Genomic DNA, 15,099 nt, shown 5'->3' with positions numbered 1-15,099 from the left:
TATGCATGGCGGCTGGTTCTCAGAAAGGAGCCGCCATCATGGGCGTTGCCACAACTCCGTCGTACGACCGCCGGGCGTCCGCCTCCCTCTTCTCCCGTCTGCGGACGGCCAGAGGGCAGGCCGACCCCTTCCCCATATACGCCGAACTCCTCTCGCGGGGTGAGGTGGTGCCCGCCCCCTGGGGCGGCTCCTTCGTGACGGGCTTCGCCGCTTGCGACCAGGTTCTGCGCAGCCGGCAATGGCTGGAGCCCGACAGGGAGTGGCGCGAGCGCCAAGGGCCCGGGACACGCTGGAACGCGCCCTCCTCACGCGAGATGAGCAACACGCTCGCCGCGCTGAACCCCCCGGACCACGCCAAGGCGCGACGGGCGGCGGGCACGTTCGACCGCGCCACCGTGGAGCACATCGGCCGCAATGTGAAGCGGACCGCGGATCGGCTCCTCGACGCCTTCACGGAGCGAATACGCACCGGCGAGGCGGACTTCTCGGAGCATGTCTGCGAGGAGCTGCCGATGGCCACCATAGGTGACTGGCTCGGGCTGCCCCAGGCCGACTGGCCCAGGCTCAGACAGTTGACGCACGATCAGGTATTCACCCAGGAGCTGCTGCCGTCGGCCAGCCAACTGGCATTGTCCGACGCGGCGACGGCCGAACTCCGCACCTACTTCATGGATGTGGTGCGTGATCGGCGCTCCCACCCCGGTGACGACCCCGTCACCCGGTGGATCCAGACGTGGGACGCCATCGAGCCCGACCGGGACAAGGCCGACGAGGCCGTCTACTTCCTGGTGTTGTTCGTCCTGCTGGCCGCCCTGGAGACCACGGCGACCCTCCTCTCGACGATGACGCTCCGCCTCGTCGAGAGTCCGGAACGCTGGGACATGATCGCCGACAACCCGGGCCTCGTACCCGGGTTCGTGGAGGAGACGCTCCGCTACGACCCGCCCACCCACGTGATCAGCAGGGTCGCCTCGCAGGACTCCGTGCTGGGAGGCGTCGAGATCCGCCGCGACGAGATGGTCCACCTCATGGTCGGGGCGGCGCACCGGGATCCGGCCAGATACAGCGACCCGGACCGGTTCGACCCTGAACGCGCCCCCGGCCACCTCGCGTTCAGCGGCGGCATCCACTACTGCCTCGGCGCGCCGCTGGCCCGCCTCGAAGCCCAGATACTTCTCCGCCAACTGATCCGGCGCCTTCCCCGCCTCTCCCTCGTACGCCCCCCGTCAATGGCGCCCCGTGTGGCGTTCCGGCGCCTGCTGAACTTGGACGTAGCACTCGCATGACAGACCCGACCCCCACCCCCGCACACGCCCGCACCGCTCCCAAGGCGATACGTGCCGAGCAGGACGGCCCCGTACTCCATGTCCGCCTCAACCCCTGGGGGCAGGAGGACACGTTGGACGCCGCGGTCCTCGACGACCTCATCACCCTGCTCGACGACCTCCACGAGAGACCCGACGTCCGGATCCTGACGCTGTCGTCACTGGGTACGGACTTCAGCCTGGGCGCCGACCGCAACGAGTACCAGGAGGCACTGGCCGCCGATCCGTCCGGAGTGGGCCTGCGGCGCATGGCCGACAAGGCGCACCGCCTGTGCCAGGCCCTGGAGAACACCCACGCGGTCACCATCGCCCGGTTGCACGGGCGGGTCATCGGCGCGGGTCTCGCCCTCGCCTCCTTCTGCGATCTGCGCGCCGGCGCCGACACCAGCCGCTTCCGCATGCCGGAGGTCGGCATAGGGCTACCGCCGGCGTGGGGCGGGGCGATGGGGCGTCTGATCTCCGAGGCCGGCGCCTCCAGGATCCGCGAGCTCATGCTCACCTGCGACGTCTTCGACGCCGACACGGCCCACCGCATCGGCCTGCTCCACCGGACCGCCCCACTCGACCAGCTGGACAAGGTGATCGATTCCTGGACCAGGCCCCTCGTCCGACGCTCGCCCGAAGCGCTCGTCCTGACCAAACGGATGCTGGCCGGCTACGCACGGGCGGACAGGACCGCAGACGTCTCCCTGCTCGACTCCCATCTCCTGGCAGCCACCCTCCACGAGCACGCGGGGGGCTGATCCCCCCGGGTTGATCAGGGCGTCCGGCCCACCGCCCCGTGCCCCGCCGGGGCATGGGCCGGCGGGGCACGGGCCGGCCGGGGCACGGGCCGGCCGGTCGCCACCCCGCCGGTACTCAGCCCCGCACCGTGAGGGTCCGCGGGGCGGCGGGGAGGTCGGCGCGGTACGGGATCAGGCCGAGTCGGCGGCGTCCGACGGTGGCGGCCACCCTGATGTGGGCCCGCGTCCGCGCGCCCGCGGGGGTGCGGACGATGACGGCGAGGCATTCGTCGCCGACCAGGGGTGTGCCGGGGTGGCGGTGAACCTCCACTCGGGGTCGCTGTCGCGTTCACCCATGCCGACGACGAACGTCTACACGCCGTCGGCCAACGGCGCCGCCAGTTGCTTCGGGGCACGTTCCAGGGCGCGGATCGCGGGGATGCTGAGCATCACGCCGATGCATACGACGCCCACGACCGAGGAGAACAGCAGCACGCGGTCCGCGCCGTAGGCGTCCGCCGCCGGTCCGGCCAGGGCCCGGCCGAGGGGGATGACCATGATGGAACCGGCCACGTCGTAGGCCGAGACACGGCTCAGGACGGCGAGCGGTATGTGGGACTGGACGCTCGTCGCCCACATCACGCCCCAGAAAGCGAACCCGCAGCCCGCCACGACCCCGGTGGCCGCGGTCAGGGCGAAGGACCAACCGAGCGCGGGAGCCAGGGGGTTGAGGGCGAAGAAGAACATCGCGCAGGCCCCCGCGACGAGCGGACGCCGCGGGCGGACCCGCATGCCGAGCAGGCCGCCGACGATCGTCCCCGCGCCGTCGGCCGAAGCGATCCAGCCGTATCCACTGGCCCCGTGCTGTTCGGTGAGCAGCGCCGCGCCCAGGGGGAGGGCCGGGCCGAAGACGAAGAGGCCGTACACCGCCCATACGGAGATGACCCCCCACAGCCAGGAACGGGAGCGGAACTCGTGCCAGCCGGTCGCCAGCCGGTGCAGCATCGGATCGTCGCTCTCGTCCCGGGCCGTGCTGAGTTTGCGCAGCGGCGCCAGGCCCAGCGCGCTCAGGGCGTACGCCGCCGCGATGACCACGAAGGATCCCGACACGTCCCAGTAGGCGACGAGGAGACCGGCGATACCGGGGCCGAGCAGGGTGCAGATGGCCTCGGAGATCCGCAGCAGCGCGTTGGCCCGCTGGATGTCCTCGGCGACCTGGGGCACCAGGCTCGCCAGGCCCGGCTGGAACATGGCGGTCGCGGCGCCGCTGAGCGCCAGCAGCGCCATGATGTGCCACAGCCGGATGTCGGTGGCGACCAGCAGGCCCGCGAGCACGAGCATGGCCACCATGCGGACCACGTCCGCGCCGACCATCATCACCTGGGGGGTGAACCGGTCGGCGAGCACGCCGCCGAACAGCACGAGCACGACGATCGGCGCCATCCACGCGGCCAGCGCGTAGCCGACGCCGCCCGCCCCGTAGCCCGCGCCGAGTACCGCGGTCGTCAACGACACCATCAGCATGCCGTCGCCGAGGAGCGACGTACTGCGAGCGGTGAAGAACAGCCGGAAGCGACTCGACCGCCACGGGCTGGCGGGGGGAGCCTGCTCCCGCAGCGCGGTTACCTCATCCATCGTCATGTCGCATCGGCCGGGTTGCGGCCGGTCCCTTCCCTGAGAATCCGCTGCTGGAGCCATGCACCGCTGCGGTCCGCCTCGGTCGGCGGGTTCTGGACGATCACGTACCGGCGCGGGGCCAGTACGCCGGGGCGGCCCGGGAGCGCGCGCATCAGCGCGGCGTGGGCCTCCCCCGGGGTGAGCGGGGTACCGCCCGCGGCGATGTACGCCGTCAGGGACCGCTCCGGCGGCGCGATCGGGGCGTCCGGGGCGACGGGGGCGTCGACGGCGACGTGTACGGGGAGTCCCTCCAGGGCCTCGCTCAGGGCCGACGCCACGACCGGCGGTGACGTCCAGGATCCGTCCACCCGGTACCACTGCGGGCCGCGTTCGACCGGCCGGATCCCGGTGACGCCGGTGAGCGAAGCGAGCGGAACGTCCTGCGTCGCGGCCGCCTCCAGAAGGCGGACGAGACCGGTCAGGAAGCCCTCCGCCTCGTCACGCTTGAACAGCGCGGGGTCGGCCCACATGCTGAGGTGCGTCACCGGCTCGGTCGCGTAGACGAAGGTCAGGACGCGGGTCGGCAGGACCTGGTCCGGACCCCAGCTCAGCTCCAGCTCCGGCCCGGCCGGGGTCCCCGTACCCGCGGTGTCCCCCGCCTCCGATCCTTGCGCGCCTTGCGCGCCTTCCGCGAGGACGACGGAGGCCACGGTGGCCGGGAGCGTGCTCACGTCGTTGAACACGACGTCCCGCGTGAACTGACTGCCACGCTCGAAGGTGGTCTCGCCGATCATCTGCCACAGGCTGAGCGCGTCGAACTGGCTGTGCCGGTAGGCGTTGAGCGCCGCCCCCCAGGCCTTCTTCAGGAGCGCGTCGAAGGTCGGGACCCGGACGTCCAGGGAGAGCAGGGCGTCCTGGGACAGGGTGTTCACCGACCGTGCGAGCCGGGGGTGGTACCGGTTGGAGGTCGGGACGGCGATGACGCACGAGGTCTGCTCCGTACGGTGGGCGATGAGCGCGCACCAGGCGGTCAGCAGCACGGTGGCCGGAAGGCCGCCCGTGCGCGCGGCCACGAGCGCCAGGGCGCGGGCGGCCCGCGCCGACCGGAGGGTGAGCTGCGGCGCCGGCGCCTCGGTGCCCTCCGCGCCCGGCTCCGCGAACATCGCCTGGGGTCCGGTGCGGATGATCCGCTCCCAGTACCGCAGTGACGCCTCGGACTTGCGGAGCCCGGCCGGGGTCGCCTCCTCGGCGGCGAGGTCGAGCGGTGTGAGCGACCCCGACGGCGCAAGCACCTCGCCCGCGAGGAGGCTGAGCCATTCCTCCTTCAGGACCGCCAGGGCGCTGACGTCGGTCACGGCGTGACTCGCCGCCATGGCCACGAAGAGGGGCGCCCCGTCGAGTGCCACCAGGGTGATGCGGAGGGGGAAGTCCCGGTCCAGCCGCAGGCGTTCGGCCCGGGCGTCACGGGCCAGCGACTCGGCGTAGACGGCGGGTTCGGCGGGGAGTTCCTCGTGGTCGAGGACCGTGACCGTGAACGTGCCCTCGGCCGCGACGACTTGCTCGCGCGGCGCACCGCCCGGGGCGGACGGGGCGGACGGGGCGGACGGGAAGGTCGTGCGCAGTGCCTCGTGGCGTACGACGAGGGCGCCCAGGGCGTCGATCGCCGCGTCCGTACGGGTTCCCGCGGGGACCGGCCACACATCGTGGATGTTGATGTGCTCCGGCCCGTCCCGCAGGATGCAGCGGATCATGTTGGCCTGGCCCATCGTGACGGGGCCCCGGCGCGCCTCTCCCCCCGCGTACGCGACGGCGAGGGTGCGTGTGCTCCTCGGGTGTCCGGGGCGGCTCATGCGGGGCACCTCGCGGACTCTTCGATCAGCGGGTGAAGGCTGGCGCGCGCACGACCCGCGCGGGTCAGCTGCTCCCAGGCGCCGGCCAGGAGGGCGAAGTCCTCCATGTCCTGCCGGGCCTCGTCGAGGAGTTGTTCGCGGCGGCCCGCGAGATCGTCGGCGGCCGTGGCGTAGCGGCCGCCGAGCGCGCGGTACGAGCGGACGAGGACATCGAGCCGTTCGGCGTTCTCCGCCCGGTCCACCTGCGCGGCGTCGCCGGCGAAACCGGCTACCGCCGCGGCGCGGACATGGCCCTCGGCGTCGAGCAGCGCGTCGCCGGCCGCCTTCGTCGCGGCGTACACGGTGTTGAGGTGCGGCCCGGACAGCAGGAACTTGGCGAACCTCAGCTGGTAGGCGAGGAACCCGGCATCGGAACGACGCTCGCCCGTATGGAAGTTGACGATGTGCCGGTTGTGCAGGACACCCGGCAGCCGTGCGTCGTGGACCAGGTGGATGAGGAAGTAGTCACTGCCGATGGTGTCGGTGGCGGGTGGCAGCGGAACCCTGCCGTAGACCTCACGGTCGAAGGCGATGTTGCACATGTCGACGCGCATCGGGCTGACGCTCATGAGGGTGGTGTGGTCGCCGGTGAACGGGGCGGTTCCGGCGCCCCGGAAGGACTCCGCGATCAGGTTCTTGCGCCAGATCTCCGGGTAACCGGCGGGCACCGAGAGGCCGATGACGTCCTCGTAGACGGCCGGGTCGAGGCGCCTGATCTCCTCGACGTCCACCGACATCTCGCCGACGAAGGACCCGCCGACCAGGGCCACCGGACGGTCCGCGCACGCGGGGTCGAGCCTGCTGCGGGTCACCAGGCCGGACACGTCGGCGGCCCGCCGCCCGAGCGCCGTCAGCTCGTGGTGGAGCGGGAAGACCGGCTCTCCGTCCAGGTACTGGTACCGGCTGTCCGAGTCGCGGCGGTGGACGGACGTACAGCCCAGGGCCTCCGCGATGAGGAAGGCCCGGTTGGTGCAGGCTCCGTAGGAGACGCGGGACGGCAGCATCAGGTCGAGCACCCGCTCGGTCTCGGCGGCGCCGGACCGGGTGATCACCTCGCGCAGGAAGGCCCGCTGCTCGTCCTCGTCGAAGTGGTGCACGACCACCCCGGGGTCGGCGGGCAGCGCCGCCACCGCCGCACGGTGCTCGGCGAGCACCGCGGCGTCGGAGGAGTCGAGGACCAGGAGGTGCACCTCGGCGCCGAAACGACGGGCGCCGTAGGCGGCCTCCTCGGCCACGGCCCTGATGGTCGCGGCGCAGGACCGGTTGGTGGGGAGGGTCAGGCAGACACGGCGCACGCCGCCTCCCCGCTCTCGTCGGTGGTGGCGGTGCCCGTGTCGGTGCCGGCGGTGGGCGTGGGGGCGTCGGTGGGCGCGACCGTGACGGTGGGCGCGACCGGCTCCTTCCACGACGTGAGGCCGAGCAGGCGGCTGCCGAGTTCGTCGAGCGTCGCCGTGGGGTACCGCTTGGACTCGTGCAGTACGGGGTCGCCGACCAGGGTCCGGTTCCAGCGCGGGGTGCGCAGGTGCCGCCAGGAGTCCACGCGGGACCGCTTCAGCCGCTCGTGCTCCTCGAGGGCGGGCATCATCGACAGGTACTGGACGGCCCGCACCTGGTCCTGGGATACGTTGCGCGCCACTCCGTGGGCGAGCAGACCGTTCCAGATCAGCAGGTCGCCGGGACGCAGATCGGGGCGTACGACGGGGTACTCCGTCCGGTCCGCGTCGGGGCGCAGGGGGTCCCGGTCGGCCGGCTGGGCGATCTTCCACTCCTCGAAGCGCCGGAACAGCTCCGGGTTGCACTGGAAACCGCCCGACTCCGGCTGGGTGTCGTTGAGGGCGATGATCCCCTGCACCCGCTGCGGCGGGACGCCCAGTGTGGTGTCGATGTCCCAGTGCAGCTCGATGTCGAAGCCGCGGTCCGTGGGCTCGATCAGGGCGCGGTCGCGGTTCTTGACGTTGGGCGGGTTGAGGTTGAGCCGGTCCTGGGTGACCCACAGCTCCTCGCAGTCCCATACGTCGACGAAGGCGTCGTAGACGCGCTGGGCCTGCCGGTTGTCCCAGAGGAGCTGGTGGTGGTAGGCCTCCACGAAGCCGTACACGTGCAGTTGCTGGTCCAGCTCGGAGCGCAGCGGCCGGTCCTCGTACCAGCTGTCCGGCCGGTCGGGGTCGAGGCCCTGGAACTCCCAGGCGAAGCCGAGGAGACGCTGCGCCACTTCCGCCGGGACGGCCTCCCGGACGATGACGTAGCCGTACGTCTGCCAGTGGGCGAAGTCCTCCTCGGACAGCACCCGCAGAGGCCGCGACTTCTTCAGCTCCCGCAGGGTCGTCTGTGCCAGGTAGGACTCGCCGTCCGCGCTGAAGTACGGCAGGTCCGAGGCCGCCCGGTGGAGATGGGGGCGGCGGCGGGGGGCGGGTGTCGTCATGTGGTCACTCCAGAAAGGGAGTCGGGAGGGGCGGTTCGGCTCAGCGGCGGGCGCGGGCGGCGCCGGGGCCGCGAGCAACCCCTCATGGAGCACCCGCCGGCCGGGGGTCCGGACGTCGGCGGCGGTGGGCGCGCAAACGGTCGAGGGGTGGGGAGTTCGGGGCAAGGGGCGGCGGGGACACGCACTTCTCCTCGGCCGGTGGACAGCAGGGGGTGACCCTCGGCGCGCGGCCGATGGCAAACGGCGGACAGCGGACGGCAGACGGCAGACGGCAGACGGCAGACGGCAGACGGCATGGACGGACGGCCACGGCGTGGCGTGGGTGCGATGACCAGGCCATTCAGCAGAATTGGTTTAGACCATAGCTGCTGTCAAGTGTCATCTCAATATGCGCAGTTGCATCGGCGCGGAGATCCGACCTCCGCCCGGGCGCGCTCGGCGGCTTGGAAGCTTTGGTCTAGACAATAGCCGCACAGGCGGATTAGTGTCCGACTGCGCAGTCCGGTCCCTATGGGGACATCAGCCGGTTTCTCCACCGCTGTGTGCGCGTTGCGGTCGACGGGCGACCACACTCGCGGACGTCGGCACTCATTCCACGTCCCCGTGGAAGCGCGCAGGCATCACCGCGACGACGCCGCGGTGAATTCGTCCCGCCCCCATCCGGCCGACACCTCTACTGTTCGCCCACGCCCAGAGGGAGCTGTTTCCATGAGCACACCCAGCACCGCGGTCCTGCCGGACGGCGGCCTGAAGAGCCCAGGTGCGGGCCTGATCACGCTGGACCCGGTCCGGACCGCCCTCCTGCACGGACTGGGCGAGCTGCTCACGGGGCTGGCCGTACGGCTCTCCGCACCCGAGGTCGTCGGACCGCCGCTGCTGTCCGCGGAGGGCTTGGCGCGGCTCGACTTCTTCCGGAACTTCCCCCACCTCGGTGTCGCCGCCGGCCGTTTCGCCCCGGACGCGCTCGACGGGCTCGCCGCCGGTGAGGCGCCGGGAGACCTGCCGCTGCGGCCGACCGGCTATCTACTGCCGTCCGCCACTTGTTACGGGCTGCTGCTCTCCCTGGAGGGCAGGGACGTCGGCGAGGAAGGCCTCCGCCTCTCCGCCGTCGGCCGTTGCTTCCGCAATGAGACCCACTACGACGGGCTGCGCCGCCTGTGGGGCTTCCACATGCGAGAGGTCCTCTACCTCGGCACCAAGCAGGGCTCCCTCGAACACCTCGACCGGGGAGCCGAGTTCATCCTGGAGGCCGCCGCGCGCCTCGGGCTGGAACTGAACAGGGTCGTGGCCGACGACCCGTTCTACGACAAGGGCGGTTCCCGGGCCCGGCTGATGGCCCTGGACCCGGTCAAGCACGAGTTCTGCGCCCCCGACGGCACGGCCATCGCCTCCGTCAACCGGCACCGCAACTTCTTCGGCGAGCGGCTGGACATCCGCGCGGGCTCGGCGGGTCCGGCGTACAGCGCCTGCGTCGCCTTCGGCCTCGAGCGCTGGGTCCACGCGATGATCCTCGCCCACGGCACCCCCGAACAGGCCCTGGACCGGCTCCGCGACGCGCGTCTCTGAGGGCGGACCCCCGGCGCCCCGCCCTCAGTTCACTCAACCACTCGCACGTCACTCGCGTGTCACTCGCACGTCACCCTCACCAGCAATAAGGAGCGACCCCTCCCCATGGAACGCATCGCCACGTGGCTGCACGAGAAGAACCCCGGCCTCGACGGCCCCATCGCCACCGACGAGGACCTCATCGAGGCGCGGCTCATCGACTCGATGGACTTCCTTGAGTTCATCGACCTCCTGGAGGAGCTGTCCGGCAGCACCATCGACCTCCAGGAAGTCACCATCGACGACTTCCGCACCCTCGGCCGGGTCCAGGAGCGTTTCCTGAGCGCCGTCCACTGAGCGTGCGCCGATGACCGACAGCCCGGTGCCTGGCCGGGACACGGCCATCGCGGTGGTGGCGACCACCCAGGAGGTCCTGGCCCACCCCGAGCTGCACGAGGGCCTGCTCGCGCCCTGGGAGCAGCGACGGCTGGCCGGGATACGGTTGCCCGGCCGCCGCGACGACGTGGTGGCGGCGCGGCTGCTCCTCCGGCTGTGCGTCGCCCGCCACACGGGTCTGACCCTGCCCGGTTCGGCCCCGGCGCAGCTCTGCCCCGGGTGCGGGCAGGCCGGCCACGGGCGCCCGTACCTACCCGGCCACCCCGGACTCGGGCTCAGCCTGAGTCACGCGGACGGTCTGGTCGCGGCGGCCGTCGGCCCGGGCGCCATCGGCATCGATGTCGAGCCCGCGACGCGCCGCCCGGGCCCCCTGCGGGTGCTGCGCCGTCTGCTGCCCGAAGCGGACCTCCGCGAGGCCACCGCCCTGGCTGATCCCGGCCCGGCACTGCTCCGGCTGTGGGTCCGCGGAGAAGCCGTGCTGAAAGCCGGCCAGGACGGCCTCGGCCTCCTTGAGTGGTCGGACCCCGAGCGCGCGGCCGTCGCGGCCGTGGCCAGCGCGGCCCCCACGCGACGGGCAGGGTACGGAAGAGACGGCCTGAGGAGTCTTTGAGCCGTGGCGTCGGGCGCCCGAAGGGCCTGTCCGCGGCGTCTGGCGCCGCGCCTCGTACGGCGTCAATCGGGTTCCGGTCATCGCCCAGCTCGTCCATGCCGACGAGGACACCGTGCCCCGACGTGATCCACCGGTTCAACGGGATCCTCCTGGCCTGCCTCGACTCTCAAGGGGCGGGAGGCTGCCCCACCGGCGCCAGCTGCTGGGCCGAGCAGGGCGGCCCGGACCGGGTTCCGGCGACCTACCGCCGGTCACAGCACTGGCTTCAGCCGTGGATCATCGACATCAGCAGCCCATGGGTCTCGGCGTCAGCGGCCACCACAAGCCCGCGGCCCGCCCGCCCGAGAGGAGCGCCGTCGATCCCGGTGACGACGCAGCCGGAGGCCCGGCACACCGCGATGCCGGCGGCGAAATGCACGCTCCCCGACAGGTCACCGCCATCGGTGACGTACGCGGCGCGCTTGCCGGCCGCGACCCAGGCCAACGCCAGCGTCGTGGACACGACCCGCGGCCGGAACCGTTCGACGAACTCGGGGTGGGCCAGCAGGGCCACGGCCCGGATTCCGGGCGCGCTCGGGAACGGCGGATCCAGGTTGACGTCCACCAGCTGGGTGGCGGGCGTGGGCGCCAGCCGCTCATCGACCCCGTCGTGCCGCACCCAGGCGGTCTCACCGTCGGTGAAGAAGACCTCGCTGCTGAACGGGTCGGCCACCGCCGCCGCTCCGTTGCGCAGCGCCACGTTGACGGCCACCAGCATGTTGCCGACGGCGTAGTTCAGCGTGCCGCACAAGGGATCCACCAACCACTGACGCACAGCGTCGGCCGCACCCCGCTGCCCGCCTTCCTCTCCGAGAACCGCGTCATCGGGCCGAGCGGCACGGATGACGCCGAGGATCGCCTTCTCGGCCTCCACATCGGCCGTGGTTGCGAAGTCCCCGGCGCCCTTGTCGATGCGGCTGAGCCGCCGGCCGTACATGGTGCGGACCACGTCCGCGCCGGCACGTGCCCCAGCTATCGCGACCTCAGCATCGTCCGGACCCGCGTCTGAGTTGATCACGCCGTGCAGGATATCGGGGCGAAGCCACCCACCCGGCGAACCCATGTGGTCACGGCACTAGAGGCCGGAGACCGCCAGGCGGGAGACGCGTTCCGCGTGGGCCGTCAGGTAGAAGTGGGCGCCTTCGAAGACCTCCGAGCTGAAGGGGCCCTTCGTGGCGGTGGCCCAGAGGGCCGCCCGGTCAGGGGTGATGCGGGGGTCCGCGTCGCCCGAGAGGGCGAGGACCTCCGCGCGCAGGAGCGGTGCGTCGGGGACGCGTTGGTAGTCGTCGATCAGGCGGTAGTCGTTGCGGATGATCGGGAGCAGGATCTCGCACAGGTCGGGGTCGTCCCAGACCTGCGCGTTGGGGCCGCCGAGGGCCTTGACCGAGGCGATCAGTTCGCTGTCGGTGATCTCGCTCGCGCCGACCGGCGGCGCGTCCAGGGCGCGGCCCGAGGCGCACAGCCGGGCGACGTGGGTGGCGCCCTCCGCCTCCAGCCGCAGGAGGGTCTCGTACGCGACCATCGCGCCCATGCTGTGCCCGAACAGGGCGGTGCGCACGGGGGGTTCGGCCAGGAGTTCCTTGCTCACCCCGTCCGCCAGCGGGGCCATCGTCGGGACCAGGGGTTCGGTGAAGCGGCTCTCGCGGCCCGGGTACTGGACGGCCAGTACCTCGACCGACGGGTCCAGGTGCCGGGACCAGCCCCGGAAGAAACTCGCGCCGCCGCCCGCGTGGGGGAAGCAGACCAGGCGCAGGGCGGGCGCGGCCGGGGAGTTGTAGCGGACCAGGTAGGGCATGGGGGCTCGATTCGTCAGCCGAGGATGGCCTCACCCAGCGGGGTGAGGGTGTGTACCGCTGATGTTGTAGACCAGGACGGGCGGGCCCTGCCGGCCCATGTGGGAGTCGATCAGGAAGGGCTGCGGGGCGAAGAGCGAGGGCGCGAGGGTGAGGCCGCGCCCGGCAAGGTCCGCCGTACGCGCCACCTGGAAGTTGGTGATGCGCGGCACGGGCGAGGTCCATCGGATGCTGTGGTGGAGGCTGTTGAGGACGTTCTCCATCCCGCCCGCCAGCATCACCCGTCCGCACACGTCGCGCTCCGGCTTGAGGGAGCGCGGGGTCCGGTCCCAGAAGGGTTCGACGGCGGTGGCGTGGAAGAAGTCCCCGTCGTGTGGCACGGGTACGGAGAGGGGGTCCAGCAGGGAGAGCGCGGGTTCCCTCTCCGTGTGCGGTGCGCTGATCCGGCGCAGCTCTGCCGGGTCGCGCGGCGCCATTCGGCTCATCCGTCGCGCCGCTGTTCCGGGAGGCGCCCCCACGCCAGATGGGTCTCGAAGGCGACACCGAGCGTACCGATGGCGCGAATGCGGGCCAAGTCCTGGACGTTGAGGCGCAGTTCCAGCACAGCGATCCTCCCCCGGATCGGTCTCCATGATCATAAACAAAACGGACGAGTCGGCGCCACTCCCCGGCCACCGCCCCGGCCTGGCCCGGCCCGGCCTGCCACACCCGCCACACCCGCTGCGCCCGCCACGCCCCGCCCCGCTACCCGCCTGCGCTCAGCGCCAGTCCATCGACACCGGCGGCCCGCTGGACCCCTGCACCAGGTTCGAGCGCATCCAGCGCAGCTCACCGCTCAGCCGGACGCCCTTCGCCTCGGCCGCCGGCTGCCGCAGCAGTTCGACGCGGGCCGGCGCGGCGCCCAGGCAGTGGTGCGGGCCGCTACCGAAGCCGGGGTGGCGGTTGGGGGTGCGCCCGGGCTGGGACGAGGCGTTGGCGGTGGGCGCGGCGAAGGCGATCGCGCCGAGCGCGATCCCGGGCGTGTAGCTGCCGGGCAGCAGCGCGATGCCCGCGGTGAGGACGGCGAACACCCACAGCAGCGCGAAGATGGTCCGGGAGCCGATCAGGACACGCATGAGCAGGGGCGCGGCGAGGGCGCCCAGCAGGCCGCCATGACGCCGATGAGACCGGTGTTCATGCCGTTGTTCTGCGCGGAGGCGATGACCATGAAGTAGATGGCGCCGAAGAAGAGGTCGGTGGCCGCGGCGTAGCCGGGGGCGAGCCGCAGGCACGGGTGGCGGCCGATCCAGCGGCCCCCGTCCGGGCCGCCGGAGCGAAGTCCAGCCCACCCCAGCCAACTCCAGCCCACCTGAGCGAAATCCAGCCTGCTCGCGCACCGCCAGCCACCGGGCAGGCTGACACCGGCTCGCGCACCGCCACCCGCCAGCCGCCAGGCGACCTCGGTACGGCCGCCGTCAGGCACCAGGCGGGCTGGGTTTCGGCGGAGCCGGAAGGCGCTCGGCGGGGGCCCGCGGAAGCGAGGGCGGCGGTGGCTCACGGCGAAGGCCCCGGGTCACCGCGAGGGTCAGGGCTCCGGCCAGGAGCCCCCAGAAGGCCGAGCCGATCCCCAGCAGGCTCACACCGGACGCCGTGGCCAGGAAGGTCACCACCGCCGCCTCGCGGAACCGCTCGTCGGACAGCGCGGAGCTGAGCGAGTTCGCGATGGTGCCGAGCAGCCCCAGCCCGGCGATGCCCAGGATCAGCGCCGTCGGCAGCGCGGTCAGCAGCGAACTGACGGTACCGCCGAACACCCCCACGCACAGGTAGAACAGCCCGGCCCAGACCCCGGCGAGGTAGCGTCGCTCCGGGTCCTCGTGCGCCTCGGGCCCGGTGCAGATCGCGGCGGTGATGGCGGCCAGGTTGAGGCCGAAGCAGCCGAAGGGCGCGAGCAGCAGATTGGTCGCCCCGGTCCAGGTGATCAGCGGCGACACCGGCACCCGCCCGTACCCGTCGCCGCGCAGCACCGCGACCCCCGGCAGGTTCTGCGAGGCCATCGTGACCACGAACAGCGGCAGCGCCACACTGACGAGCACCCGCCAGGAGAAGGCGGGCGCCGTGAACACCGGTTCCGCGAGGGCGAAGTGGATGAGCCCGGGCCGCAGCGAGCCCTGCCCGGCGGCGACCGCCACGCCCACGACGAGGGCCAGGATGATCGCGTACCGGGGCAGCAGCCTGCGGCCCACCAGGTAGGTCGCGAAGAGGGCGAACACCACGGCGAAGTGCCCGTCCATGCTGCGGAAGAGCCCCGTGCCGAACTGTACGAGCACCCCGGCCAGCAGTCCCGCCGCGAGCGGCACCGGGATCCGCCCCATGATCCGCTCGAACCAGCCGGTGACCCCGCTGAGCACGATCAGCAGCGCCGAGACGAGGAAGGCGCCGACGGCCTGCGCCATGGTGACCCCGTGGAGCCCGGACACCAGCAGGGCCGCGCCCGGCGTGGACCAGGCGGTGATCACCGGCGCGCGGTGGCGCAGCGAGAGCCCGATGCAGGTCACCCCCATGCCGACACCGAGGGCCAGCATCCAGGAGGTGAGTTCCCCCGGGCCCGCGCCCGCCGCCCGCGCGGCCGTGAACACGATCGCGGCGGAGCTGGTGACGCCCACCAGGACCGCGATCAGTCCCGCCGTGACGGCGGACGCGGGGGCCGCCGTACGTATCTTCGCGCCGAGGCCGTTCACCGGGCCGAAGCCGTTCATCGCACC

The 15,099-nt window shown here is 72.3% G+C and carries 17 protein-coding genes; 5 read left to right on the top strand and 12 right to left on the bottom strand.

Features of this window, described 5'->3' with window-relative positions; all coding sequences use genetic code 11:
• Positions 1-38 precede the first annotated feature (38 nt).
• The gene (locus tag QMF80_RS23325) at positions 39-1,286 is read left to right on the top strand and encodes a cytochrome P450 (protein ID WP_283456293.1); all 1,248 of its coding nucleotides are present in this window, start codon (positions 39-41) and stop codon (positions 1,284-1,286) included.
• Complete coding sequence (locus tag QMF80_RS23320; protein WP_283456291.1) at positions 1,283-2,068, top strand: enoyl-CoA hydratase/isomerase family protein; 786 nt, start codon at positions 1,283-1,285, stop codon at positions 2,066-2,068. Before QMF80_RS23325 ends, QMF80_RS23320 begins: the two co-directional genes overlap by 4 nt.
• Before the next feature lie 115 nt (positions 2,069-2,183).
• Here QMF80_RS23320 and QMF80_RS23315 read toward each other — a convergent pair whose 3' ends face one another.
• From QMF80_RS23315 to QMF80_RS23295, 5 genes are read right to left on the bottom strand one after another with little or no spacing between them, the layout of a single operon-like run.
• Positions 2,184-2,378, bottom strand: coding sequence for a hypothetical protein (locus QMF80_RS23315; RefSeq protein ID WP_283456290.1), 195 nt, complete (start codon positions 2,376-2,378; stop codon positions 2,184-2,186).
• Between the two features lie 41 nt (positions 2,379-2,419).
• A complete protein-coding gene (locus QMF80_RS23310) occupies positions 2,420-3,688 on the bottom strand; it encodes an MFS transporter (RefSeq protein ID WP_283456288.1) in 1,269 nt (422 codons plus the stop codon).
• The gene (locus tag QMF80_RS23305; protein WP_283456286.1) at positions 3,685-5,514 is read right to left on the bottom strand and encodes a condensation domain-containing protein; all 1,830 of its coding nucleotides are present in this window, start codon (positions 5,512-5,514) and stop codon (positions 3,685-3,687) included. The genes QMF80_RS23310 and QMF80_RS23305 overlap by 4 nt, the downstream gene beginning before the upstream one ends.
• A complete protein-coding gene (locus QMF80_RS23300; RefSeq protein ID WP_283456284.1) occupies positions 5,511-6,848 on the bottom strand; it encodes a DUF6271 family protein in 1,338 nt (445 codons plus the stop codon). Before QMF80_RS23300 ends, QMF80_RS23305 begins: the two co-directional genes overlap by 4 nt.
• Positions 6,830-7,975: a phytanoyl-CoA dioxygenase family protein gene (locus tag QMF80_RS23295; RefSeq protein ID WP_283456281.1), complete on the bottom strand. Its 1,146-nt coding sequence runs from the start codon at positions 7,973-7,975 to the stop codon at positions 6,830-6,832. The genes QMF80_RS23300 and QMF80_RS23295 overlap by 19 nt, the downstream gene beginning before the upstream one ends.
• 708 nt (positions 7,976-8,683) lie before the next feature.
• Here QMF80_RS23295 and QMF80_RS23290 point away from each other — a divergent pair.
• The 3 genes from QMF80_RS23290 (at position 8,684) to QMF80_RS23280 (ending at position 10,526) form a co-directional block, all read left to right on the top strand.
• On the top strand, positions 8,684-9,541 hold the full coding sequence (locus QMF80_RS23290) for a class-II aminoacyl-tRNA synthetase family protein (RefSeq protein WP_283456279.1): 858 nt from the start codon (positions 8,684-8,686) through the stop codon (positions 9,539-9,541).
• A 105-nt stretch (positions 9,542-9,646) separates the two neighbouring features.
• Positions 9,647-9,877 carry an acyl carrier protein gene (locus QMF80_RS23285; RefSeq protein ID WP_283456277.1) on the top strand — a complete coding sequence of 77 codons (231 nt, stop codon included), beginning with the start codon at positions 9,647-9,649 and terminating at the stop codon, positions 9,875-9,877.
• A 10-nt stretch (positions 9,878-9,887) separates the two neighbouring features.
• Positions 9,888-10,526 carry a 4'-phosphopantetheinyl transferase family protein gene (locus QMF80_RS23280; RefSeq protein ID WP_283456275.1) on the top strand — a complete coding sequence of 213 codons (639 nt, stop codon included), beginning with the start codon at positions 9,888-9,890 and terminating at the stop codon, positions 10,524-10,526.
• A 265-nt stretch (positions 10,527-10,791) separates the two neighbouring features.
• Here the strand turns inward: QMF80_RS23280 and QMF80_RS23275 are convergent, their stop codons facing one another.
• From QMF80_RS23275 to QMF80_RS23245, 7 genes are all read right to left on the bottom strand, one after another.
• Positions 10,792-11,583, bottom strand: coding sequence for an inositol monophosphatase family protein (locus tag QMF80_RS23275; RefSeq protein WP_283456364.1), 792 nt, complete (start codon positions 11,581-11,583; stop codon positions 10,792-10,794).
• 57 nt (positions 11,584-11,640) lie between these two features.
• Positions 11,641-12,360: a thioesterase II family protein gene (locus QMF80_RS23270; RefSeq protein WP_283456272.1), complete on the bottom strand. Its 720-nt coding sequence runs from the start codon at positions 12,358-12,360 to the stop codon at positions 11,641-11,643.
• A 30-nt stretch (positions 12,361-12,390) separates the two neighbouring features.
• Positions 12,391-12,843: a hypothetical protein gene (locus QMF80_RS23265; RefSeq protein ID WP_283456270.1), complete on the bottom strand. Its 453-nt coding sequence runs from the start codon at positions 12,841-12,843 to the stop codon at positions 12,391-12,393.
• On the bottom strand, positions 12,840-12,962 hold the full coding sequence (locus tag QMF80_RS23260) for a hypothetical protein (RefSeq protein ID WP_283456269.1): 123 nt from the start codon (positions 12,960-12,962) through the stop codon (positions 12,840-12,842). The genes QMF80_RS23265 and QMF80_RS23260 overlap by 4 nt, the downstream gene beginning before the upstream one ends.
• Before the next feature lie 154 nt (positions 12,963-13,116).
• On the bottom strand, positions 13,117-13,473 hold the full coding sequence (locus QMF80_RS23255) for a hypothetical protein (RefSeq protein WP_283456267.1): 357 nt from the start codon (positions 13,471-13,473) through the stop codon (positions 13,117-13,119).
• Positions 13,461-13,820: a hypothetical protein gene (locus QMF80_RS23250; protein ID WP_283456265.1), complete on the bottom strand. Its 360-nt coding sequence runs from the start codon at positions 13,818-13,820 to the stop codon at positions 13,461-13,463. Before QMF80_RS23250 ends, QMF80_RS23255 begins: the two co-directional genes overlap by 13 nt.
• A complete protein-coding gene (locus QMF80_RS23245) occupies positions 13,813-15,093 on the bottom strand; it encodes a benzoate/H(+) symporter BenE family transporter (RefSeq protein ID WP_283456263.1) in 1,281 nt (426 codons plus the stop codon). The genes QMF80_RS23250 and QMF80_RS23245 overlap by 8 nt, the downstream gene beginning before the upstream one ends.
• Positions 15,094-15,099: the final 6 nt, after the last annotated feature.

It is taken from the genome of Streptomyces sp. G-G2, assembly GCF_030063135.1.
GTDB lineage: Bacteria > Actinomycetota > Actinomycetes > Streptomycetales > Streptomycetaceae > Streptomyces.
The sequence above is the reverse complement of the archived record's forward strand: the minus strand, read 5'-3'. Positions and strand labels throughout refer to the sequence as shown.